This is a genomic window from Blautia intestinihominis (assembly GCF_040096655.1).
GTDB classification, from domain to species: Bacteria; Bacillota; Clostridia; order Lachnospirales; family Lachnospiraceae; genus Blautia_A; species Blautia_A intestinihominis.
In genome coordinates, this window is sequence record NZ_JBBMEI010000001.1 from 1 (window position 1) to 21,663 (window position 21,663).

15 protein-coding genes are annotated in these 21,663 nt (G+C 45.7%); 5 read left to right on the forward strand and 10 right to left on the reverse strand.

Annotated features, from left to right (window positions below):
* Positions 1 to 133 precede the first annotated feature (133 nt).
* The 4 genes from WMO75_RS00005 to WMO75_RS00020 form a co-directional block, all read right to left on the reverse strand.
* The gene (locus WMO75_RS00005; RefSeq protein ID WP_022215712.1) at positions 134 to 838 is read right to left on the reverse strand and encodes a hypothetical protein; all 705 of its coding nucleotides are present in this window, start codon (positions 836 to 838) and stop codon (positions 134 to 136) included.
* Positions 839 to 975: 137 nt separating this feature from the next.
* The gene (locus tag WMO75_RS00010) at positions 976 to 3,489 is read right to left on the reverse strand and encodes a glycoside hydrolase family 3 protein (protein ID WP_349077438.1); all 2,514 of its coding nucleotides are present in this window, start codon (positions 3,487 to 3,489) and stop codon (positions 976 to 978) included.
* Positions 3,490 to 3,498: 9 nt separating this feature from the next.
* The gene (locus WMO75_RS00015) at positions 3,499 to 3,732 is read right to left on the reverse strand and encodes an HPr family phosphocarrier protein (RefSeq protein ID WP_118251899.1); all 234 of its coding nucleotides are present in this window, start codon (positions 3,730 to 3,732) and stop codon (positions 3,499 to 3,501) included.
* A 65-nt stretch (positions 3,733 to 3,797) separates the two neighbouring features.
* On the reverse strand, positions 3,798 to 5,366 hold the full coding sequence (locus tag WMO75_RS00020) for an alpha-L-rhamnosidase-related protein (RefSeq protein ID WP_349077440.1): 1,569 nt from the start codon (positions 5,364 to 5,366) through the stop codon (positions 3,798 to 3,800).
* A 145-nt stretch (positions 5,367 to 5,511) separates the two neighbouring features.
* On the opposite strand from WMO75_RS00020, the gene WMO75_RS00025 reads away from it, so the two are divergent.
* A complete protein-coding gene (locus WMO75_RS00025) occupies positions 5,512 to 6,564 on the forward strand; it encodes an AraC family transcriptional regulator (RefSeq protein ID WP_118699013.1) in 1,053 nt (350 codons plus the stop codon).
* Between the two features lie 123 nt (positions 6,565 to 6,687).
* On the forward strand, positions 6,688 to 8,046 hold the full coding sequence (locus WMO75_RS00030) for an MATE family efflux transporter (RefSeq protein ID WP_022215717.1): 1,359 nt from the start codon (positions 6,688 to 6,690) through the stop codon (positions 8,044 to 8,046).
* Positions 8,047 to 8,064: 18 nt separating this feature from the next.
* Here the strand turns inward: WMO75_RS00030 and WMO75_RS00035 are convergent, their stop codons facing one another.
* A complete protein-coding gene (locus WMO75_RS00035; protein WP_173905221.1) occupies positions 8,065 to 9,867 on the reverse strand; it encodes a glycoside hydrolase family 2 protein in 1,803 nt (600 codons plus the stop codon).
* 324 nt (positions 9,868 to 10,191) lie between these two features.
* On the opposite strand from WMO75_RS00035, the gene pckA reads away from it, so the two are divergent.
* Together pckA and WMO75_RS00045 are read left to right on the forward strand one after the other, a co-directional pair.
* Positions 10,192 to 11,796: a phosphoenolpyruvate carboxykinase (ATP) gene (gene pckA / locus WMO75_RS00040; RefSeq protein WP_118699011.1), complete on the forward strand. Its 1,605-nt coding sequence runs from the start codon at positions 10,192 to 10,194 to the stop codon at positions 11,794 to 11,796.
* 126 nt (positions 11,797 to 11,922) lie between these two features.
* A complete protein-coding gene (locus WMO75_RS00045) occupies positions 11,923 to 13,710 on the forward strand; it encodes an alpha-amylase family glycosyl hydrolase (RefSeq protein ID WP_349077441.1) in 1,788 nt (595 codons plus the stop codon).
* Between the two features lie 125 nt (positions 13,711 to 13,835).
* On the opposite strand, the gene WMO75_RS00050 is transcribed toward WMO75_RS00045, so the two are convergent.
* The 3 genes from WMO75_RS00050 to WMO75_RS00060 all read right to left on the reverse strand — a co-directional run bounded on the left by WMO75_RS00050 (position 13,836) and on the right by WMO75_RS00060 (position 18,301).
* Positions 13,836 to 15,320 carry an AAA family ATPase gene (locus tag WMO75_RS00050; RefSeq protein WP_349077442.1) on the reverse strand — a complete coding sequence of 495 codons (1,485 nt, stop codon included), beginning with the start codon at positions 15,318 to 15,320 and terminating at the stop codon, positions 13,836 to 13,838.
* 40 nt (positions 15,321 to 15,360) lie between these two features.
* Positions 15,361 to 17,553, reverse strand: coding sequence for a DNA topoisomerase III (locus tag WMO75_RS00055; RefSeq protein ID WP_349077444.1), 2,193 nt, complete (start codon positions 17,551 to 17,553; stop codon positions 15,361 to 15,363).
* An 82-nt stretch (positions 17,554 to 17,635) separates the two neighbouring features.
* Positions 17,636 to 18,301, reverse strand: a complete 666-nt coding sequence (locus WMO75_RS00060) for a response regulator transcription factor (protein WP_022213678.1) — start codon at positions 18,299 to 18,301, stop codon at positions 17,636 to 17,638.
* 158 nt (positions 18,302 to 18,459) lie between these two features.
* On the opposite strand from WMO75_RS00060, the gene WMO75_RS00065 reads away from it, so the two are divergent.
* Positions 18,460 to 19,386: a diacylglycerol/lipid kinase family protein gene (locus WMO75_RS00065; protein ID WP_118251906.1), complete on the forward strand. Its 927-nt coding sequence runs from the start codon at positions 18,460 to 18,462 to the stop codon at positions 19,384 to 19,386.
* Between the two features lie 75 nt (positions 19,387 to 19,461).
* Here the strand turns inward: WMO75_RS00065 and WMO75_RS00070 are convergent, their stop codons facing one another.
* Together WMO75_RS00070 and mutY are read right to left on the reverse strand one after the other, a co-directional pair.
* Complete coding sequence (locus WMO75_RS00070) at positions 19,462 to 20,475, reverse strand: glycosyltransferase family 2 protein (RefSeq protein ID WP_118251907.1); 1,014 nt, start codon at positions 20,473 to 20,475, stop codon at positions 19,462 to 19,464.
* A 23-nt stretch (positions 20,476 to 20,498) separates the two neighbouring features.
* Complete coding sequence (mutY, locus tag WMO75_RS00075) at positions 20,499 to 21,545, reverse strand: A/G-specific adenine glycosylase (RefSeq protein WP_022213681.1); 1,047 nt, start codon at positions 21,543 to 21,545, stop codon at positions 20,499 to 20,501.
* Positions 21,546 to 21,663: the final 118 nt, after the last annotated feature.

Genomic DNA, 21,663 nt, shown 5'->3' on the forward strand with positions numbered 1-21,663 from the left:
CCTGCCGTATCCGGCATGCAACAGTTCTGTCTGCATTGCAATTTATATGCTCGTATAAAATAATTGTGCAATATAAAAAAGAGCTCAAAAGGCAGTTTCGCATGGCCGATTCTTCCTTTTCAGGTCTCTGTTTTTATTCTTTTTTCTGGTATTTTGTGCGGAGCAGCCATTTCTGGTCGATGACTTTGAGTTCTTCTCCAAACCGGATATGAAGGCTTACGGAACCTGTTCCCTGTTCGATTTCTTCAATGCATCCTTCTCCGAATTTCGGATGACAGATCACTTCTCCCACCTCATATTTCACGATACTTGCCTGACTGTTTTTGTGCTCCTGCTGCCTCCTATATGTGTCACGGATTGCCACAGTCTTGTCGTGGATCGGACTTTTGAGTTTCTTTTCGTAGTCATGTTTCATCAGGGCTTCCCCTGCCTTGTAGTAAGGTGTCGGCGCGGCCCCTACCAGAGAACAGCAGTATTTCCACGCGCTTCCGTGAAGTCCTGGCTGCCACTGATATTCACGTGGGATCGTAATATGATGTTCCATGTAGTGGGCATATTCGTGTCTGTAGAGATCCATCCGGTCTTCTTTTGTAAGAGGATTTTTTACCCCGTATCCTACGAAGAGAAGGGAAAAATGAAAGTGTTCTTTTTCATGATGCCCTGCTCTTGTATAGGAACCCAGAGTGTCTGTTTCAAATCCAAAAGTGATCGGGATCTGGGCTCCGCGAAGATGAAATTTCCGATCCAGTTCCCGGTAGAGGGCACGGATCTGCGCCGTCAGTATTGTCGTTTCTTTCTGTAGTGTTGCATACAGATCTGTATAATTTCTGTCGTCCATGATTTCTCCATTTGTATTTCGTTCACTGATTCTCTATCATATACTGAACTTGCCATCTTGTAAACCAAAAATATGCACAAAAACAGGACAACATATAGCTTTCACTACTGCTGTCCCGTTTCTATCTCATTTATTTTTTACTGAAGATACTGGTTAGATTTCCAGATCACACTCACCAGTCGTGCGATACACGCTTTCAGGTCTTCGATCTTAAGAGTTCCCTCTGCCAGTTCTTTGTGCATATTATCGTGATCTCCGAAGCATCCCGGCATTACCAGGTCGTTTCCTGCTCTCATGCAGCCGGATGCTGTACAGTTATCTCCCTGTTCTGTAGTCGTCCAGTCTGTCATGATCGCACCTTTGAATCCCCATTCATTTCTTGCGGACTCTGTGCAGAGATCATAGTTGTTTGCTGCATGAACACCATTGATCAGGTTGTAGCTGGTCATGATGGACATCGGCTGTGCCTGTCTGATCGCGATCTCGAATCCTTTCAGATAAACCTCGCGAAGTGCACGCTCAGATACAACGCTGTTTGATCCCATACGGTTGTCTTCCTGATTGTTGCATGCAAAATGTTTGATCGTTGTTCCACATCCATAATTGGACTGCACGCCCTCTGTCATAGCTGCTGCGATCGTTCCGGATACATATGGGTCCTCTGAGTAGTACTCGAAGTTTCTTCCACAGAGCGGATTTCTGTGGATGTTCATTCCCGGTGCCAGCCAGAGTGTCACGCCGAAGTGCTCCATCTCGGTTCCGATCATTGCTCCGACTTCGCGGATCAGTTCCTGGTTCCAGGTCTGTGCAAGCAGAGTTCCTACCGGAATCGCTGTACAGTACTGATAATATCTTTCTCCCGGAAGTTCTCTGGAATCATCATAGAATAATCCACCTTCCAGACTGAATTCGAACGGCATGCTGACAATGCTGCCTTCATTGACATGATAATATTTCATCAGTCGAAGTCCTGCCGGTCCGTCTGCAAGGACGATGCTTGCAAGTCCTTTATCTACAGCACAGCGGTGTGTCTCTCCTGCAGAACCCGGAACAGAAATGCCTGCTGCCCCAAGGTTTCCCCCCTGTGCTTTGCCCGGGTCTCCGGCTGCCAGATCGATCAGTTCTTCTTCTGTCAGGGTATTTACAAAATCCATCGCCTCTCTCTCATAGAGGTCGGCATTTTTCTTATATTCTACAGTCTCTGTCGTAATGTCTGCCGCATGAAGTTCCAGAACGGTCATCGCCTGCTCTCCGGCAAGTTTCTCTGCTGTTTCTGTGCGTTTTGCTGTTCTGGATGGTTCCTGTACGATTTCTTCCAGATCCTGTTTCAATGGGAAGAGGTTTTTGACCTGACGTTTCGTCACTGTGGCATCCAGTTTCATGCCTCCACAGAGTTTCGCACTGGCAAGGCTGTTTCCGATCCAGATGCCGTAGAAGCCTTTTTCCAGGATCCATGCTGCGCTCTCTTCATCGTAGGAAGTCAGTGCATCTACTGTCACTTCCATGGTGACTTCTTCTGTTTCGCCAGGTTTCAGTTCGGCAGTCTTGGCGTAAGCTGCCAGACGGTGTGCTTCTTTTTCCAGAGTGCCTCCCGGCAGGGATGCATAGACCTGTACGACTTCTTTGCCGGGCACTTTGCCTGTGTTCTTTACAGATGCTAAAATGCTGATTTTTTCAGCGGATATTTTTACCAGACGGTAGTTGCTTATCTCAAAGTCTGTATAGGAAAGTCCATATCCGAAGCCATAGCGGACCGGAACTTCAAAGGTATCGAAATAACGGTATCCTACATAAATTCCCTCTTCGTAAAGCTCGGTCTGCACATTTCCGTTATTATGTGAAAACTTCTCAGAATTCGGATAATCCTCATATTCATATGCCCAGGTATCTGCAAGTTTGCCGGATGGATTTACCTTGCCGGAAAGGATGTCGGCAACTGCATTTCCGCCTTCCATGCCAGGCTGTACGATCACCAGAAGTGCTTTGATGTTCTCGAATTCATCCATGAAGGAAAGATCCACCTGTGCGCCTGCATTGATCAGAACAGTGACATTTTTGTAATATGCACAGATGTCTGCAAGTATCTGATATTCGTTGTCGTTCAGATAATAATCGCCCTTGTCAGCAGTACGGTCGGAACCTTCTCCTGCGATCCGGCTCAGAACATAGATTGCTGTTTCCGTATCTGCGTCCTCAGCTGGTTTCTGTACCTGATCTCCGGCTGGCATTTTGAATGGAGTGGTGCTGTATACCGAAAAGAAATCCATGGTGTCCGCGCCTTCACCCGTTTTTGAAAGGATACTTCTCTTCCATTCCTGGCGTGCATTCTCGTAGATCTTGTCGTAACTTGCGATCCAGTCTTCTGTTGTCACCTGAAATCCGGCGTTTTTGATTCCCTGGAAAACGGAAACATTTTCACGTTCATTGACATCTCCGGAACCTGTTCCTCCTTTGATGGTCCTTCCTGCGCCTGCGCCATAAAGTGCAACGTTGCTTCCGGCTTTCAGGGGAAGAAGATTGTCTTCGTTCTTAAGAAGAACGATTCCTTCTGCTGCCGCACGGCGTGCAACCTTGCGGTGTTCTGTCTCCCATGGCTGAACTTTCGGATCTGTGGTGCCGGAAAATGCTCTCTCTTTCAAAATTCGTGTCATGATTATTCCTTATTCCTCTCCGATAAAATCTGCAAATGTTTCTTTTATTTTCTGCTCATCCTCCGTACCTGCATTCAGGATCAGCGGCTTGCTTAAGTCCAGGCTGAAAATTCCCATGATGGATTTTGCATCTACATAATATTTACCGCTCTGCAGATCCATATCACAGTCAAATTTACTGCAAAGTTTGTTAAATTTATCTGCGTCCTGCATAGATACGATCTTTACTGTTAATTTTACCATAATCTGACTCCCTTTTCACGCTTTTATTCAGGCGGATCTTCCGACCCGCCCTGCTTATTGTTTATTTAGTTAAAGTACTTTCTGAGAAGATAAGTCGGTGTGCAGCTCCATGCGTGGCAGTAGCTGTTTACAATGCTGCTTCCATATGGAGATTCTGCCGGGTTTTCCGGATTGTAGAGTTCCCAGAAGGTATCTGCACCGTGGCTGATCATGCCGCCCCAGTAATATTTCATGTATTCCATTGCCTGGTCTTTTTTGCCGCACATCAGAAGTGCTTCCACATAATGATGGTTCATGTACGGAGAGACCATTCCTTTTTCCGGTTTCAGCTCATCCAGCTTATCGAGCATTGCACTGCCTTCTTCGATGCTGACTGCACCTGCAAGGATTAGCCATACCTGGCTTGCGTAGTTGATCTGTTTTTCCTCGCCACTTACGAACAGGCCTGTTTTCTCATCCAGAAGATATTTTCTGACTGCTGCAGTCTTTTCTTCTGCTTCTTTTGCAAGTTCTTCTGCTTTTGCTGTATCTCCAAGGATCTCTGCGATCTTCTGTACTTTTTTTGCACAGTAGATGTAAACGCCCTGCATTGCAGTCTGTTTGTTCAGTCCTTCCGTCCAGTCGATGAAGCCCCAGAATCCTTCGCCGTTTTTCATCAGATGTCTCGCATCAAACTGCTCTCCGGCGATCTCCATCTGGCGGTATGCACATTTGCTTAAATCTTCCAGCGTTTCTCTGTCGCCGGATGCCTCATAGTAGTCCAGAAGCGTTGCGCCGAAAAACATGGAATAGTCCAGAAGGAAAGTATCATCTACGATAAATTTTGGCTCTGTGAACAGGCAGGCACTTACCTGACCGTTGTCTTTTGTCTGTCCTGCGAACAGGTACAGGCATCTTTTTACCAGATCCATGTTGTGGAATGTTTCGTAGTTTGCAAGTGCCTGAAGTCTCAGGTCTCCGAGCCACAGACGGCGGTCTCTCTTCGGTCCGTCCTCAAAAACGGACTGCATACAGTTGTGCAGGGTACGAAGGCTGACTTTGTCCAATTTACGGATCATTTCGTCATCACTCTCTACCGGTTTCACATCTTCCATGCGGACAGAAGAAACACTGGTGCAGTATACATCTTCCACTACCATCTGCCATTTCAGTGAGGTATCGATTGCCTCGATCTCCATATAACGGAATGCGTATCTTCTTGGAAGTTTCAGTTCTGCCGGAAGGACATCGATATGGATGAATTCTTCCTGGATCCAGCCACGGCTGATCCATCCATCATAATCTGCGGAATCCTCAGTCATCTCTTTTGCGATCTCACCAAATTTCAGTCTGAAAAATGCCGGTGCATCCTGCGGGCTTCCCACAGAATTCAGTTTCAGAGTGACATATCCTACCTGATGATCACCGAAATTCAGGCAGATCCTGTCGCCTTTTGCCATATGATAGGTGGAAAGATTTTCGATGTCATCTTTTTTCGAAACTTGCGGAAAAACCTCCTCTGTCTTTACGATATCTACGATAGAAACCGGACGGACTACTGTCTTGATAAGTTCCGGTGCACACGCTTCTGCTTTTTTTACAAAATCATCATTGGTTACTCGAACCATATTTAAATCAATACTTACTGCTGGCATTCTGCTTTTTCCTCCAATTTTTTCTATATATCACTTTACCTTTTTCTGCTGTATTTTCCAATTGTCTTTTTTTCTGTAAAACAGTGATGTTTTTTTCGATAAATATGCGCTATACTTTTATTACATAATAAGGGAGAGGTTCTATATGAAACTTACCAGAGAAGAATTTCGGAAATACATCTTTTCTTACACTGAAGATGAAGCCTTTTATAAAAAACTTTATTTACAAAAAAAGAAGGATCCTGAGACATTTCAGGACTACTGCCTCAATCTGGATCGAAACTTTATTTTGGAACATCACCTGTATGTTCCTGAACTTCTGAGCGGATCCTGGTCTCCTTATATGGAAGAAAAAGATTTCTTTCAGGATACGGTCGAGAATATCATGCTTTACAAGCACTACCGCTACACGCCTGTTTTTTCTCATGAGCATGAATTTTTTGAGATCCTCTGTGTGTATGACGGCACTGCTGATACTACGATCCAGGGGATACGGCACACGCTGCATACGGGTGATATCTGCATCATCCCGCCGAATACTACACATAGTGTCGGAATCTTTGATGACAGCACGGCTTTTAATATCCTGGTGCGCGGTACAACATTTCAGTCTACTTTCTTCCAGTCACTGACGGCTGACAGTTCCCTGGCACAGTTTTTTGCACATGTGCTGTACCGCAAGACGGAGGGAAATTATCTGATCTTCCATAGTGGAGATGATGTACGGATCCGCGATATGCTGGAAAATCTCTATATTGAGTATCTCGGCCACGAGAAATACAGCTATACCTTTCTCAACTCCATGCTGGTCATGTTCTGGGCGATGCTGCTTCGTTATCACGAGAACGATATCGAATCCATACTTACAAAGGATACTGCCGGAAATTCTGTCACAGAGATTCTGAACTATCTGAACCAGCATTACCAGACAGTTACGTTGAGCGAGACAGCCAGTCATTTTGGTTACAGTATTTCCCATTTCAGTACCCTGATCAAAGAAAGTACCGGAAAAACTTTTCTTCAGATCATCCGGGATATCAAGCTGAATCAGGCGTGCCGTGCACTGCGGGAAACTTCCCTGAGCAACCCTGCGATCTGTGAACTTGTCGGATATGAAAGCCCGGAACATTTCATGCGTACTTTCAAGAAAACTTACGGGATGACTCCCGGTGAATATCGCAGGAAAAATAAGGAATAAATTTTCACAAAAATAAAGTTTTTTTATCTTCCTGACTTTTTTTGTATATCCTCTTTACAATCCTCGAATCCTGTCGTATCTTAAAGACAGGTGAGAAAATCAATCAATATCGAGGTTTATGTTATGTGTGAAAATTCAAAGAAAAAGGCCCGTTCGATCACGATGACGACTGGCTCTTTGTGGAGAAATATTTTTCTGTTCAGTATTCCGCTGATGTGCTCTCAGCTTCTGGAAGTTATCTTTAACTTAAGCGACGTTGCTGTTGTTGGCCGGTTCGCAGATTATAAGGCACTTGGAGCGGTCGGTTCTACGACGCTGCTGGTAACATTGTTTGTGGGATTTCTGATCGGTATGGGCAGCGGTGTTAATGTCCGGGTCGCCCACGCACTTGGCTCCGGGGACCGACAGGTCACTGAGAACACCATTCATTCAGCTCTGCTCCTCTGTGCACTGATGGGACTGCTGGTCGGTGCTGTGTGCTTCTTCTTTTCCGGCGGGATGCTTAAACTTTTGAACACCAAGGATGATCTGATCGGGCAGGCTTCCCTTTACCTGAAGATTTACGCGGTCGGTCTTCCTGCGATGGGTGTTTACAACTTTGGTAATGGAGTGTTAAGTGCCCGCGGAGATACGAAACGCCCGCTTTATTATCTGGCTGCAGCCGGTGTTCTGAATGTTATTTTGAACCTGTTTTTTGTCATCGTATTACATATGGCAGCCGCGGGTGTTGCCACAGCTACTGCGATCGCACAGTATGCTTCTGCCGCTCTGATCATGACGCATCTGCTTCGCCGCAGGGATGAATGCCATGTTTCACTGAAAAAAGTCAGACTGCACAAGGACACCAGCATTGCCATCCTGATGATCGGGGTCCCGGCAGGTATCCAGAATGCGATTTTTGCGATCGCAAACCTGTTCGTACAGAGCGGTGTCAATTCCTTTGATACCTATATGGTCTCCGGAAATGCGGCGGCTACCAATGCGGACACGATCATTTATAATGTCATGTATGCTTTTTATATCGCATGTTCCAGTTTTATGAGCCAGAACTACGGTGCAGGAAACAAAAAAAGAGTTCTGAAGAGCTACTTTATCAGCCTGTTTTATTCCTTCAGTATAGGACTGATCCTTGGACTGCTCCTCTTTCTCTTTGGTCATCAGTTCCTGTCGCTGTTTGCCACGGATGCTGCCGTTATCGATGCCGGCATGCAGCGGATCAAGATCATGGCGTTTTCTTACTGTGTGTCCTCTTTTATGGACTGTACGATCGCCGCATCCCGTGGGATCGGAAAGACCATCATCCCGACGATCATTATCATCATGGGCTCCTGCGTCTTCCGTATCATATGGATCTACACGATCTTTGCCTGGGTCCACACCATCCCGGCACTGTTTCTTCTGTATCTGTTTTCATGGATCATCACATCGATCGCAGAGATCATCTACTTTACTGTCAGCTACCGGAAACTCAGCGTCCGGTAGCTGATTTTTTATTCTTTATTAAAAAGGCTCGATCTTCCGCACTTCACGATCATAAGTAAAAACACCGTTGACCTCTTCTTCCACATCTGTCCACTGTGTGTAGATACTGGCACTTAATCCCTGTGGGATCAGATTTCGCACACCACTCCATCTTTCGAGGAAACGCTTCTCGAGATCTTTTTTGTTTTTGCAGATTCCATAGCCGTATAGTTTTTCTTTTGCACAGTGACCTGGTTCCCGATAGCTGTAACCGCCAAATTCTGAAAGAACGGAAGCCCTCTCTCGTTCCGGGCGGATGAACAATTTGAAGAAATAATTATGCAGGCTGGAAAAATCTCCGCCTCCCTGGTCAAACCATCCACTTGCCTGATCGATCAGCCGGTTCGGATCAAGTCTGCGGACGATCCTGGTCATATCCTCTGTCTGAAACTGTCCCCAGCCTTCGTTGAAGATCACCCATGCCGCAATGCTGGGATGATTTCCAAGAAGCCGGATCGTCTCTTTCATTTCCCGGATAAATTCCAGGCGGCCGGCTTTTGCTTCTCTGGAAAGCAGTCTCGGATAAACGTCACGCATTGGGATCCGAAGCCAGGAAAGCAGAGTCGCACCGTAAGTTACAAACCAGTGTTTATAGTAACTTCCACCATTGACCATATCCTGCCAGACTACGATTCCAAGTCTGTCGCAGTGATAATACCATCGCTGCGGCTCGATCTTGAGATGCTTCCGCACCATGTTGAAGCCGGTCTTTTTCATTTCCTGGATGTCAAAGATCATCGCTGCATCAGATGGCGGCGTGTACAGACTCTCCGGCCAGTATCCCTGGTCGAGCACGCCATTCTGGAATTGTACTTCGCCGTTAAGACAGATCCGCAGGAATTCCTCATGAACTTTCGTTTCCAGAGAAAACTTCCGCATGGCGAAATAGCTGATGGCTCTGTCGTCTCCCAACTTTACTTCAAAATAATAAAGATACGGAGTTTCACAGTTCCACAGAGAAATGGACTCAATCGGGATCTCGATCCATTTGTCACTTACAGCCAGTACTGCTGTTTCCAGCATATCCTCTGTAGAAATCTGTGACGGTTTCACTACCGGATCTGGATAAAGTCCTGGTTTTCGTATTTTTATTTCTATCGGAAGATTTCTGGAAAGTTTATCCACATTCTTTTTATCTGTACTATAACTGGAACTTACTTTGATCCTGATGATCTTTTTCTCGATATCCGGAACTGTTTTTATTTCTTTTATGTAGGTTTCCGGCACTTTTTCCAGCCATACTGTCTGCCAGATGCCGCTCTGGGCGGTATAAAACATGCCGCCTGCATTAAGTTTCTGTTTTCCCTTCGAATGGTAGGAAGTATCACTCAAGTCTTTGACAGCTACTATAAGTTCATTTGCGCTTTCCTGCGCGTATCTGGAAATATCCACTTCAAACGGAAGATATCCTCCCGTATGACGTTTCACCTTATGTCCGTTAATCCGAACTTCACAGGACTGATCTACCGCACCGAAATGGAGCAGGATGCGGTTTTGCCCCTTTTCTCTGTCCCAGCCCGGAAGATCGAAATTTCTCCGGTACCACAGATATTCATCTGGTTTAAGCTGACGTCCGACTCCTGAAAGAGCTGTCTCAGGCGAAAACGGCACGAGGATCCTGCCCTCATACTGCTGTGGCTGTTTATAGTCTATAGTAAAAGCATAATCCCACCAGCCATTGAGGATCTGATAATCTTCTCTCATCAGAAGTGGTCTCGGATATTCCTCCAGCACATGATCCCTGTCGAGATTTTTTCCCCATCTTGTGTAAAGCTGCTTCATAAGATTCCCGTCCTTTCTGATGATATTTCTGCCTGGTGATGCCAGCAAATGCTTTCTATATTATATATAGAAGATTTTTTTTTATTCATTGTACATTTGGGGAATACTTATGTCAAGAAAGCAGGATAATGCTGAAATCACTGCCCAAACACGACATGCAGTGTTAAATTATTATCATTTTTTCAAAATTTAATGGTTTTTTTATTGCTTTTATTGATGAATTATGTATAATAATCTCTATGAGAAGTCGGAGTGTTCCACTTCTTAGAGGTTAAAGCAGCCAGCATATAGATGGCTCCAATAAAGAAGAGAGGTAAATGTAAGATGGCAAAAATCGATTTAACTAAGTATGGCATCACAGGTACAACAGAAGTTGTATACAATCCTTCTTATGAAGTATTATTCGAGGAAGAGACTAAAGCAGGTCTTGAAGGCTTCGAAGTAGGACAGGAAACAGAACTTGGCGCTGTTAACGTTATGACAGGTATCTATACAGGACGTTCTCCTAAAGATAAATTCATCGTTATGGATGAGAACTCCAAAGATACCGTTTGGTGGACTTCTGATGAATACAAGAATGACAACCATCCTGCAACACAGGAAGCTTGGGCAGCTTGTAAAGCACTTGCTCAGAAAGAACTTTCCAACAAGAAACTTTTCGTAGTTGACGCATTCTGCGGTGCTAACGCTGATACTCGTATGGCTATCCGTTTCATCGTTGAAGTTGCATGGCAGGCACACTTTGTTACAAACATGTTCATCCAGCCAACAGCTGAAGAACTTGAGACATTTGAGCCAGATTTCGTTGTATACAATGCTTCCAAAGCAAAAGTTGAAAACTACAAAGAACTTGGCCTCAACTCTGAAACAGCTGTAATGTTCAACATTACATCCAAAGAGCAGGTTATCATCAACACATGGTACGGCGGAGAAATGAAGAAAGGTATGTTCTCTATGATGAACTACTTCCTTCCACTGAAAGGCATCGCAGCTATGCACTGCTCTGCTAACACAGACATGAATGGCGAAAACACAGCTATCTTCTTCGGACTTTCCGGAACAGGTAAAACAACTCTTTCCACAGACCCGAAACGTCTCCTGATCGGTGATGACGAGCACGGCTGGGATGACAACGGTGTATTCAACTTTGAAGGCGGATGCTATGCTAAGGTTATCAACCTTGACAAAGACTCTGAGCCGGACATCTACAATGCAATCAAACGTAACGCTCTTCTTGAGAACGTAACAGTTGATGCAAACGGAAAGATTGACTTCAACGATAAGAGCGTAACAGAGAACACTCGTGTTTCCTATCCGATCGACCACATCGAAAAAATCGTTCGCCCGATCTCTTCTGCACCGGCAGCTAAGAACGTAATCTTCCTGTCCGCAGATGCATTCGGCGTACTTCCTCCAGTATCTATCCTGACAGAAGCTCAGACACAGTACTACTTCCTGTCCGGATTCACAGCAAAACTTGCTGGTACAGAGCGTGGAATCACAGAGCCTACACCTACATTCTCAGCTTGCTTCGGCCAGGCATTCCTGGAACTGCACCCAACAAAATATGCAGAAGAGCTTGTTAAGAAAATGGAACAGAGCGGAGCAAAAGCTTACCTCGTTAACACAGGATGGAATGGAACAGGCAAACGTATCTCCATTAAAGACACTCGTGGTATCATCGATGCTATCCTCAACGGAGATATCAACAACGCTCCTACCAAGACAATTCCATACTTCAACTTTGAAGTTCCTACAGAACTTACAGGCGTTGATACAGGAATCCTTGACCCACGTGACACATACGCAGATGCTGCTCAGTGGGAAGAAAAAGCAAAAGATCTTGCTGCAAGATTCATCAAGAACTTCGCTAAATATGAAGGAAATGAAGCTGGTAAAGCACTTGTTGCTGCTGGTCCTCAGTTATAATTTCATATTTGAACCAAAGAGGGGCTGCCGTACATACGGACAGCCCCATTATTTTTTACCGGGCATGTTCTGTTTCATGCAGCATTCCGGCGATAAAAAAATAACTACGAAACGAGATGATAACCTATGAGTTGGTACAATGAAGCAATTTTTTATCACATCTATCCACTTGGACTTTGCGGTGCACCGAAACAGAATGAGTACACCACTCCTGTCCACCGTCTGAACACTCTCCTCCCATGGATCAACCACATCAAAGAGATCGGATGCACCGCCCTGTACATCGGACCTCTCTTCGAAAGTGTCGGACATGGTTATGAAACCACCGATTATAAGAAGCTTGACTCCCGTCTTGGAACAAACGAAGACCTGACCGCTTTTGTCAAAGCATGTCACGAAAAAGGCATCAAAGTAATCTTCGACGGTGTATTCAACCACACAGGACGTGATTTCTTTGCATTCAAGGATATCCAGAAGAACCGCGAACATTCTCAGTACCTTAACTGGTACTGCAATGTCAATTTCTGGGGAAACAATGAATACAATGACGGATTTTCCTATGACAACTGGGGCGGATACAATCTGCTTGTCAAGCTGAACCAGCGAAATCCGGAAGTCCAGAATTATATCTGTGATGTGATCCGCTACTGGGTTTCTGAGTTTGATGTCGATGGAATCCGTCTGGATGCCGCTGATGTCCTGGATTTTGATTTCATGCGTGCACTCCGCCGTACTGCCGAGGAAGTCAAACCTGATTTCTGGCTGATGGGTGAAGTTATCCATGGCGATTACAGCCGCTGGGTAAATGGCGAGACACTGCACAGTGTCACAAACTATGCTCTGCACAAAGCTCTTTACAGTGGACACAATGACCATAACTATTTCGAGATCGCACATACAGTGAAATATCTCCAGAACATGGGAAATCTTGATCTGTACAACTTTGTTGACAATCACGATGTAGAACGAATCTACACCAAACTGTCCAATAAAGCGCATTTTAATCCGGTTCATGTACTTCTTTATACTCTTCCGGGAGTTCCAAGTATCTATTATGGTTCTGAGTTTGGAATTGAAGGACGCAAGGAACGTTCCTCTGATGACAGCCTGAGACCTGCCCTGGTTCTTGCAGACTACGCAGATGCGAAAGAAACAAATCCATGTACAGCTCTGGTTGCCGCTCTTGGAAAGATCAGACAGAATACCCCGGCTCTGAGCTACGGAAGTTATGCAGAACTGCAGCTTACTAACCGCCAGTTTGCTTTTGCCCGTGATCTGGACGGTGTGCGCGTGGTCGTAACTGTCAACAATGATGACAACGATGCTTGGATGAACCTCCCTGCCGGAAATGCATCTGAATATGTCGGCACTCTGACCGGTCAGAAAGTTTCTGTCGAGGGCGAACGCATCAATGTATGTGTTCATGCAAACAGCGGTGAGATCTGGGTACCTGCCGGTGATATGCCGGAGTACACGCCTGTCAAGGTAGAGGTGAAGGAAAAAGCTGTTAAAGAATCTGTCAAAGAAGAGACTCCTGCTGCCGAAGAGACTGCTGTTGCTGAAGAGACTACTGTTGCTGAAGAGACTACAGTTGCTGAAAAAACATCTGCCACAAAGACAGAGGAAAAAGAAACTGCTTCCGAAAGTACAGATGTAAATACTATCAGCACTGCCACAAAGGAAACTGCCGCTACAGAAGAAAAAGTTACCGAGGCATCAGAAAAATCCACAGCAAAAGAGCCTGTCAAGGTTGACCCGAACAAGGCTCCGGAAGACATGACCGTCGAAGAACTCCAGGCTGCCATCCTTGCAAAGATGGCTAGCAACGGACCTGTCACCGATCAGATGAAAAAGACTGTCGATGACAACATCTGGCATGATTCTCTTGTAAACTGGCTCAAGAGTTTCCGATAAAATCAAAGAAACATATCTGCAATATCAATTTACGCAGATAATATACAGACAGGGAGCATTTCCACTATGGATCTGCTCCCTGTCTGTATTCTATACTATTTTGTTTATATACTGATCTTTGCGCCTTACTCAAATAATTTCTTCACCATCTCTGCATCAAATGTTACAGAGGATACCTTATTTACCTCGATCTGATACAGCGCATTTGCTGCGATATGCTCTGCCGCCTGCTCCAAATCACGGATTCCTGTAGTATCCGCAAACTGCTCGATCACTGCATCCAGTCCATCCGGTGCGATCACGCACTCTTCTTCTCTTAAGTTCATTCTCTTGAGAACTTTTGGAAGGGCAAATTTGGAGAAGATGACTTTCTTCTCTTCTGCTGTATAATCCGGAAGTTCAATGACCGCAAAACGGGACATTAACGGTGCACTGATCTGTGCTTTGTCATTTGCTGTTGCGATCGGATATACACCGACGGTCGGAACCATACATTCCATGTAGTTGTCTGTGAATCCCAGGTTATCGAGAAGTGTCAGAAGCACGTCTGCCGGATTTCCGTTTCCTTTACCGTTGGTTGCTTTATCCAGCTCATTGATGATAAATACAAGATTGGATTCTCCTGCCATGGAAAATGCCTCCATGATGATTCCCGGTTTGGCATTGGCATAAACACGGGAACTTCCTGTAAGCTGCTCAGGATCGTTGATGGAACTCATATCAAGAGTTGTCCACGGAAGTTTCAGGATACGTGCTACGGCATATGCGATCTGGGATTTACCTGTTCCTGCCGGTCCTACAAGCAGAAGTCCATACGCCGGAAGTGTATGGGTACGGTTAATCTGAATGATCGTCTCGATGATTCTCTGTTTTACTTTCTCCATTCCGTAAAGTTCTTCGTCAAGAATACGGCGTGCCTCTACCGGGTCGATGGATTCAAAGTAATTATTCTTCCACTGGATGTTCATCATAATGGACAGTGCTCTCTGTGCATGTCTTCTTTCTTCCTGAGAGACCTCATGGGAACGTGCTACGGCAAGGTTTCGTCTTGCCCAGAGGCGGATGTTATCCGGCATGGTCCTTCCCGCACAGGTCATAAAGTCTGTGATGCTCTGGATACTGGTGAGCTTCATGTTGTCGCCCTCTTCATTCTCGTCCTCGTTCTCTGGAAGTTCTGTCGGTGCATTGCTTGCGAGCAGACGCTCGATCATAAACTGAAGAAATCCATCCTCTGCAGAAAGCTTGGTGCCGCCTCCGAATGCGGTCTCTCGGATCTTGTAGACTGCATAGCCTTCTCCAGTATTCTGTCCTGATAATCGTACACTGATATGGTTTTCACCAAGCCATTTGACAAGGCTTACGAAACGTGCATCGATCTTGAGGATATCTGCCGGGAATACGCCATCCTCTTCTTTGAATTCAAAAGAAGATTTCTGGTTTGGATTAGAGAAGACGCCACAGGAATGATGATTCCACTGGCGGCTTGTGTTGTCCAGGACCAGGATCGGTTTCTCCGGAGATGGTTTTGTTTCATTGGAGTGGAATGTGGTGTAGGTGCATTCCGGATCTTTCTTTTCGGTTGTTGCATTGCTGAAATCAAATACAGGCATAACGGCTTCTCCTTTATCTTAATTATTTTGTAGTTTTGTATCAGTCGAGTTTCAGTCCTGCCAGCGCCTGTGCAAAAGCGTTGTTTACCGGCTCGTTGGCTTCTTTCTGCTGCTGTTTCAGGTATCGCTGGACATCACGTTTCTTGACTCCTGCCCCTTCTTTCTCTCGTCTTGCCTGGAAAGAAGACAGTTTTTCTTTGTAACCGCAGGCACATACGAAGGTTTCTTCTTTGCCTTTGACCAGCATTTCCATACGCTTGTGGCATTTCGGACAGCGGGCATTTGTTGTTCGTGAGATCGTCTCACGGTAGCCGCACTCTCTGTCCTGGCAGACCAGCATCTTGCTGTTCTTTCCGTTGACTGCCAGAAGACGCTTGCCACAGGTCGGGCAGATCTTGTTCGTCAGGTTATCGTGCCGGAATGTTCCCTGTCCCGTTTTTATCTCACTGACGATCTCATTTGTATAGCCGCGGATATCACTCAGAAAGGTGTCCTGTCTAAGTTTTCCTTTCGCAATGTCAGAAAGTTTCTTTTCCCAGTCTGCTGTCAGTTCCGGTTTCTTTAAGTCCTCCGGAACCAGTTCCAGAAGCTGTTTTGCTTTGGAAGTCAGATAGATCTCGTTGCCTTTCTTTTCCATCATAAAGCTGTGGAAAAGTTTCTCTATAATGTCTGCCCTGGTTGCTACGGTTCCAAGTCCTCCCGTTTCTCCCAGAGTCTTTGCAGCCTGTTTGTCCTTCGTGGAAAGGTATTTGACTGGATTTTCCATCGCTGCAAGCAGTGTTGCCTCTGTGAAACGTGCCGGGGCTTTGGTCTTGCCGGAATTCAGGTGTACCTGTGTGATACGAAGTTTCTGTCCCTTTTCAAAGACAGGAAGTTTCTGGTCTTTGAGTTTTTCTTCTTCTGTGTCGTCCTCTTCCTGGAATCCACCCTCGTAGACTTCTTTCCAGCCGGCACTTAAGACTGTCTTTCCGTTGGCAGCAAAGGTATAACCGCCTGCTGTCCCCTCCATTGAAGTCTGCTCGTATTCAAATGGCGGATACAGAACACTTAAGAAGCGTTTTACCACCATATCATAGATCTTGCGCTCTTCGTTTGTCATATAGTCAAGCTGCACGAACTGCTCTGTCGGAATGATCGCATGGTGGTCACTGACCCGTTTATCGTCCACAAAACTTCCATTTGTGCGGATCGGTTTGTTCAGAAGTGCTCCTGCCAGTTTACGATACGGACCTGTACCGCAGGCCTTGAGTCTTTCTTTGAGTGTCGGGACTACATCCTTGCCGATATAACGTGAATCTGTTCTCGGATAGGTCAGGACTTTGTGATTTTCATAAAGGCGCTGCATAATATTCAGGGTTTCCTTGGCAGAAAATCCGTATTTCTGATTTGCCTCTCTCTGGAGAGTTGTCAGATCATAGAGCCCCGGTGCCATTGTCTTCTTTGGTTTCTTTGTGATAGCAGTGATCTCGATCTGTCCATTCTGGACGCTCTGTGTGATCTCCTCTGCACGTTCTTTCTGGAAAGTACGGAAGCTTCCGCTCTTTGGATCTTTCCAGGTCCACTGTACTTCTCCTGCCTGTAAAGATATTCCATAGTAATCCTTCGGTTTGAAGTTTCGTATTTCTTCTTCGCGCATTGCTATGATCGCAAGGGTAGGGGTCTGCACACGACCGCAGGAAAGCTGCGCATTGTATTTGCAGGTCAGGGCTCGTGTTCCGTTTATTCCTACCAGCCAGTCTGCCTCTGCTCTCGCCACAGCCGCTCTGTACAGGTTATTGTACTCTCTTCCATCTTTAAGATTCTGGAATCCGTCTTTGATCGCTTTGTCTGTCACGGATGAGATCCATAATCGCCTGATTGGCTTATGGCATCCGGATTTGTCCAGGATCCATCTTGCTACGAGTTCGCCCTCTCTTCCGGCATCTGTGGCGATGATGATGTCTCCGATGTCCTTACGGAAAAGCTGCGTCTTGACCGCCTGATATTGTTTCGATGTCTGGCGGATCACGACCAGCTTCATCTTATCCGGCATCATAGGGAGCGTCTGCATATCCCATTTCATGTACTTCTTATCATATTCTTCAGGATCTGCCAGAGTTACCAGGTGTCCCAGTGCCCAGGTCACAGCATAGTCCTTTCCTTCCAGGACTCCGTTCCCTTTCTGATTACAATGGAAAACCCTTGCAATGTCTCTTGCCACGGAAGGCTTCTCCGCAATTACCAATGATTTCATTTATTCTAAATCCTCTCAGAAGTTTTCTCTGAAAATGAGTATATCATAGAATTGCATTTTGACCAACAAAAAAGGAAGATTTTCATCTTCCTATCTTGTAACCGACGCCCCGTACTGTTTCGATCAGATCTCCGGCACTGCCAAGTTTCTGCCGCAGCGTACGGATATGTACATCCACTGTTCTGCTTTCTCCATCAAATTCATAACCCCAGATCTGGTTCAGAAGCTGTGTTCTGGAAAGGACCATTCCGCTGTTCTTAAGCAGCAGGCACAGCATCTCATATTCCTTAAGTGTCAGGGTAACCGGCTCCTGGTCAACAGTCACTACATGGCGGACCGGGCATACATAAAGGTTCTCAAGCCGGTATTCTTCTGCGCCTTTGTCCTCTGCTCTTCGAAGTGCTGCCTTGATCCTGGAGATGAGTTCCATCATCCGGAACGGCTTCGGAATATAGTCATCTGCACCGCTGTCCAGTCCCATCACGACATCATATTCGCTTCCCTTTGCTGTCAGCATGATGATCGGAAGTTTCCTGGTGTCCGGTCTTGTCCTGAGTTTCTTAAGAATGGAGATTCCGTCCTCCTCCGGAAGCATCACATCCAGAAGGATCAAGGACGGAACCTGTTTCTCCAGTTCCTTCCAGAAAAGGGATGGGCGTTCGAATCCTTTTGCATCCAATCCCTGACTTTTTAGTGTATATACCACAAGCTCGCGGATACTTTCATCATCTTCTACCAAGTAGATCATTTATTTTTACCTCTCTCATTTTTCAATTTAAGCCAAGTATACGCACGCTTCGTAAAATCTTTAGTCTTTTGACTGTTAAATCTTTGTAAAGGCAAGTCCTGATTGTAAATTACAGAAAACAATGTTATCATAAAAAAAGAATCGTTTTGGAGGATATTATGTATTATTTTATCGTAAATCCTAATTCCCGCTCAGGGAAAGGTGCTCTTATATGGAAGGAACTTCGCAGGACTCTTCGACAGAAACATATTTCTTACAAGGCTGTCTTTACCGGATACCGCGGTCATGCGGTCAAACTGGCGGCTTCCGTCACAGCAAAAGCATCACCGGAACATCCTGTTTATCTGATCGCAGTCGGCGGTGACGGTACGATCCAGGAGGTTCTTTCCGGTGTTAAGGATCTGTCCTGTATTTATTTTGGTTATATCCCGACAGGATCCGGGAATGATTTCTGCCGCAGCATGCAGCTCCCACAGGACCCGCACGAGGCACTGGACTGCATCCTCAAAAGAAAACACATCGCATCCATGGATGTCCCGGTCATCTCCATCAAGGGACGCAAAAGTCATTTCGCGATCAGCTGCGGTATCGGGTTTGACGCTGCAGTATGCCACGAAGTAAGCGTCACCCCTATGAAAAAAATACTTAACCGTGTGGGCCTGGGGAAACTTGTTTATCTCTTTGTCGCGCTGAAACAGCTTCTGTTCCTGAAGCCTGTTCCTGTGACACTCCGGATGGATGAAGAACGTATCTACCCATTCCACAAGGTATATTTCGCGGCAGTGATGAACCAGAAATACGAGGGCGGCGGCTTCAAATTCTGCCCTGATGCCAGCCCTTCTGACGGATATCTTGATGTGATCGTTGTCGACGGACTGAGCAAGCTTAAGGTTCTCTTCTGTCTTCCGACTGCATTCTGGGGCAAGCATACACAGTTCACCGGAATCCATATCTTCCGCTGCAAAAAGGTCGAAGTATTCAGTACTGTCCCACTTGCGGTACATAAAGACGGAGAATCCGCCGGCATTCAGGAGACTTTTTCCGTTTCTATCGAGAAAGAACCGGTGAAGATCATTCTTCCGTAAACAGAAACTATTAAAGGCTTTCGACAGGAATTATCGTATCCCTGCTGAAAGCCTTTCGTTTCTTATATTATTTCTTTAGTTGAATCCATAGAATTTCTGGCATACTTTATAAGCTGCCACGAACATCTTTCTGCCGGCTCTGCCTGGAAGATTTGCTGCACGTCCGAGGACACTGTAGCGAAGTTTATGGTACAGCCAGCGGTCCAGCTCACGGATGTATTCCATGAGTTCTTTTTTCTTATCGAGTGCTTCCTGTGTGCCGGCGCGTACCAGCATGATGGAAGAAACTGTTGTGATGATATCCAGGTAACTGAGCATATATTTCTTCAGGTGCTTGTTACTGAACTGACATCTGTGGAAAGCATCTGCCATCAGTTTGTTGACTCTGATCTGCTGGTCGATCCTCTTGATCATAACCCTCTCATTTACAGACTGATCATCACGGCCAATGAAGTAACGATAAAAATTCACATCCAGATAATACATGTTCTGAACATATGGAAGCGGCTCAAATGCAAACAGGTTGTCTACATAAAACGTATGCTTCGGAAGCTCCAGACCACATTCGTGGAGCAGTTCAGTACGGTAGATCATGGAATGCATGAGGAGATATTTTCCCTTAGGCATACGCACCTTGTCCCACTCAAAGATTTCGTTTACCGGGAGACAGTGTCTGTACTGCATGACCTTTTTCCTTGCTACGCCCTGTTTCTCATATACGAAATTGCTGATCAGAAGATCAACAGTCTTTGGTCCGCGGATAAGTTCTTCCAGAGTCTTGAGGATCTGCTCATACGCTTCTGCATTTACCCAGTCGTCGCTGTCCACGACTTTAAAATAAAGTCCGCTTGCATTTCTGATTCCTGCGTTGACTGCTTCGCCGTGACCGCCGTTTTCCTGGTGGATTGCCTTGACGATCGTCGGATATTTCTTTGCATAAGCATCTGCAATCTCTGCTGTGCGGTCGGATGATCCGTCATTTACGACAAGGATCTCCACATCTTCGCCTCCTACAAGAAGGGAATCAATGCACTTCTCCATATATGCTTCTGAATTATAACATGGAATTGCAATACTTAAAATTTTCATCGGTATTATTCCTCCTGTGTGTGTTATTCCCTGATATATTTTGTGTACGCGCTGAATGCTGATGGGATCGCATATTGATCGTCGGACTGCCTTTTACCGACAAAAAGCAGATCATTCTGACGTATTTCTTCCAGTGAGGAAACACGGACCCTGTAGGCAGTCATCCTCCATTCAATATGTGAAAAAATATGCTTTGCTTCCGGAAGTGCTTCTATACGAAGCGGTTCCAGATCCATGGCTTTGACGCTCTCCAGTACTTCCTCTTCAGAGAGATGTCCCTTAAGATTCGGAAGCTCATATAATCCCGCAAGAAGTCCTCTCGATGGACGCCTGCGGATTGCTGTCTTTTCTCCATCCTGGATCACAAGAACGGTCCGATCTTCCAGCTTCCTGTCTTTCTTCTGTGCTTTGACGGGAAATCTGTCGATCGTTCCATGAGCTCTTGCCCCGCAGCAAAAAGCCACCGGACAGACATCGCATTTGGGTTCGCCATTTGGCACACAGACAACTGCGCCGAGTTCCATCAGTGCCTGATTGAAATCTCCGGGGTACTCCCCTGGCATGATCTCCTGAAGCTTATTTTCTATCCGTTTCTTTACAGACTGCTTCATGATATCACCATCATCCTCTATAATCCTGGTGATCACGCGAAGTACATTTCCATCTACTGCCGGAACCGGTATATCATAAGCGATCGATGCAATTGCTCCTGCTGTATAGCTTCCAATTCCCTTAAGGGAAAGAAGTTTCTCGTAAGATGCCGGAAGCACACCATCATATTCCTCCACAACCGTCTGTGCCGCAATCTGCATATTCCGGACGCGGTTGTAATACCCAAGTCCCTCCCACAGTTTGAGAAGCTTCTCCTCCGGGCACTCTGCAAGTGCCGCCGGATCCGGAAGTTCTTCTGTGAACCTGCGAAAATATGGCTTCACTGCCTCCACTCTCGTCTGCTGCAGCATGATCTCCGATACCCAGGTATAATAGGCATTGTGCCGGTCTCTCCATGGAAGGCTGCGCTTATTCTGCCTGTACCACTCTGTCAGTGGCTTTACAATGTCATTCAGCATTCTTCTAGTCCTGTCTTGTTTTTTTGTCTTATTATTATCAGTATCAGTAAACAGTACCCTCAGTATACCATAAATCCCGCTAAAAGACAGTTGATTTTTTTTATTTTACCATATAGAA

Coding starts and splice junctions, on each gene's coding strand:
- WMO75_RS00005 (WP_022215712.1), bottom strand. CDS start 838: ATGGACGACAGAAATTATACAGATCTGTATGCAACACTACAGAAAGAA.
- WMO75_RS00010 (WP_349077438.1), bottom strand. CDS start 3,489: ATGACACGAATTTTGAAAGAGAGAGCATTTTCCGGCACCACAGATCCG.
- WMO75_RS00015 (WP_118251899.1), bottom strand. CDS start 3,732: ATGGTAAAATTAACAGTAAAGATCGTATCTATGCAGGACGCAGATAAA.
- WMO75_RS00020 (WP_349077440.1), bottom strand. CDS start 5,366: ATGCCAGCAGTAAGTATTGATTTAAATATGGTTCGAGTAACCAATGAT.
- WMO75_RS00025 (WP_118699013.1), top strand. CDS start 5,512: ATGAAACTTACCAGAGAAGAATTTCGGAAATACATCTTTTCTTACACT.
- WMO75_RS00030 (WP_022215717.1), top strand. CDS start 6,688: ATGTGTGAAAATTCAAAGAAAAAGGCCCGTTCGATCACGATGACGACT.
- WMO75_RS00035 (WP_173905221.1), bottom strand. CDS start 9,867: ATGAAGCAGCTTTACACAAGATGGGGAAAAAATCTCGACAGGGATCAT.
- pckA (WP_118699011.1), top strand. CDS start 10,192: ATGGCAAAAATCGATTTAACTAAGTATGGCATCACAGGTACAACAGAA.
- WMO75_RS00045 (WP_349077441.1), top strand. CDS start 11,923: ATGAGTTGGTACAATGAAGCAATTTTTTATCACATCTATCCACTTGGA.
- WMO75_RS00050 (WP_349077442.1), bottom strand. CDS start 15,320: ATGCCTGTATTTGATTTCAGCAATGCAACAACCGAAAAGAAAGATCCG.
- WMO75_RS00055 (WP_349077444.1), bottom strand. CDS start 17,553: ATGAAATCATTGGTAATTGCGGAGAAGCCTTCCGTGGCAAGAGACATT.
- WMO75_RS00060 (WP_022213678.1), bottom strand. CDS start 18,301: ATGATCTACTTGGTAGAAGATGATGAAAGTATCCGCGAGCTTGTGGTA.
- WMO75_RS00065 (WP_118251906.1), top strand. CDS start 18,460: ATGTATTATTTTATCGTAAATCCTAATTCCCGCTCAGGGAAAGGTGCT.
- WMO75_RS00070 (WP_118251907.1), bottom strand. CDS start 20,475: ATGAAAATTTTAAGTATTGCAATTCCATGTTATAATTCAGAAGCATAT.
- mutY (WP_022213681.1), bottom strand. CDS start 21,545: ATGCTGAATGACATTGTAAAGCCACTGACAGAGTGGTACAGGCAGAAT.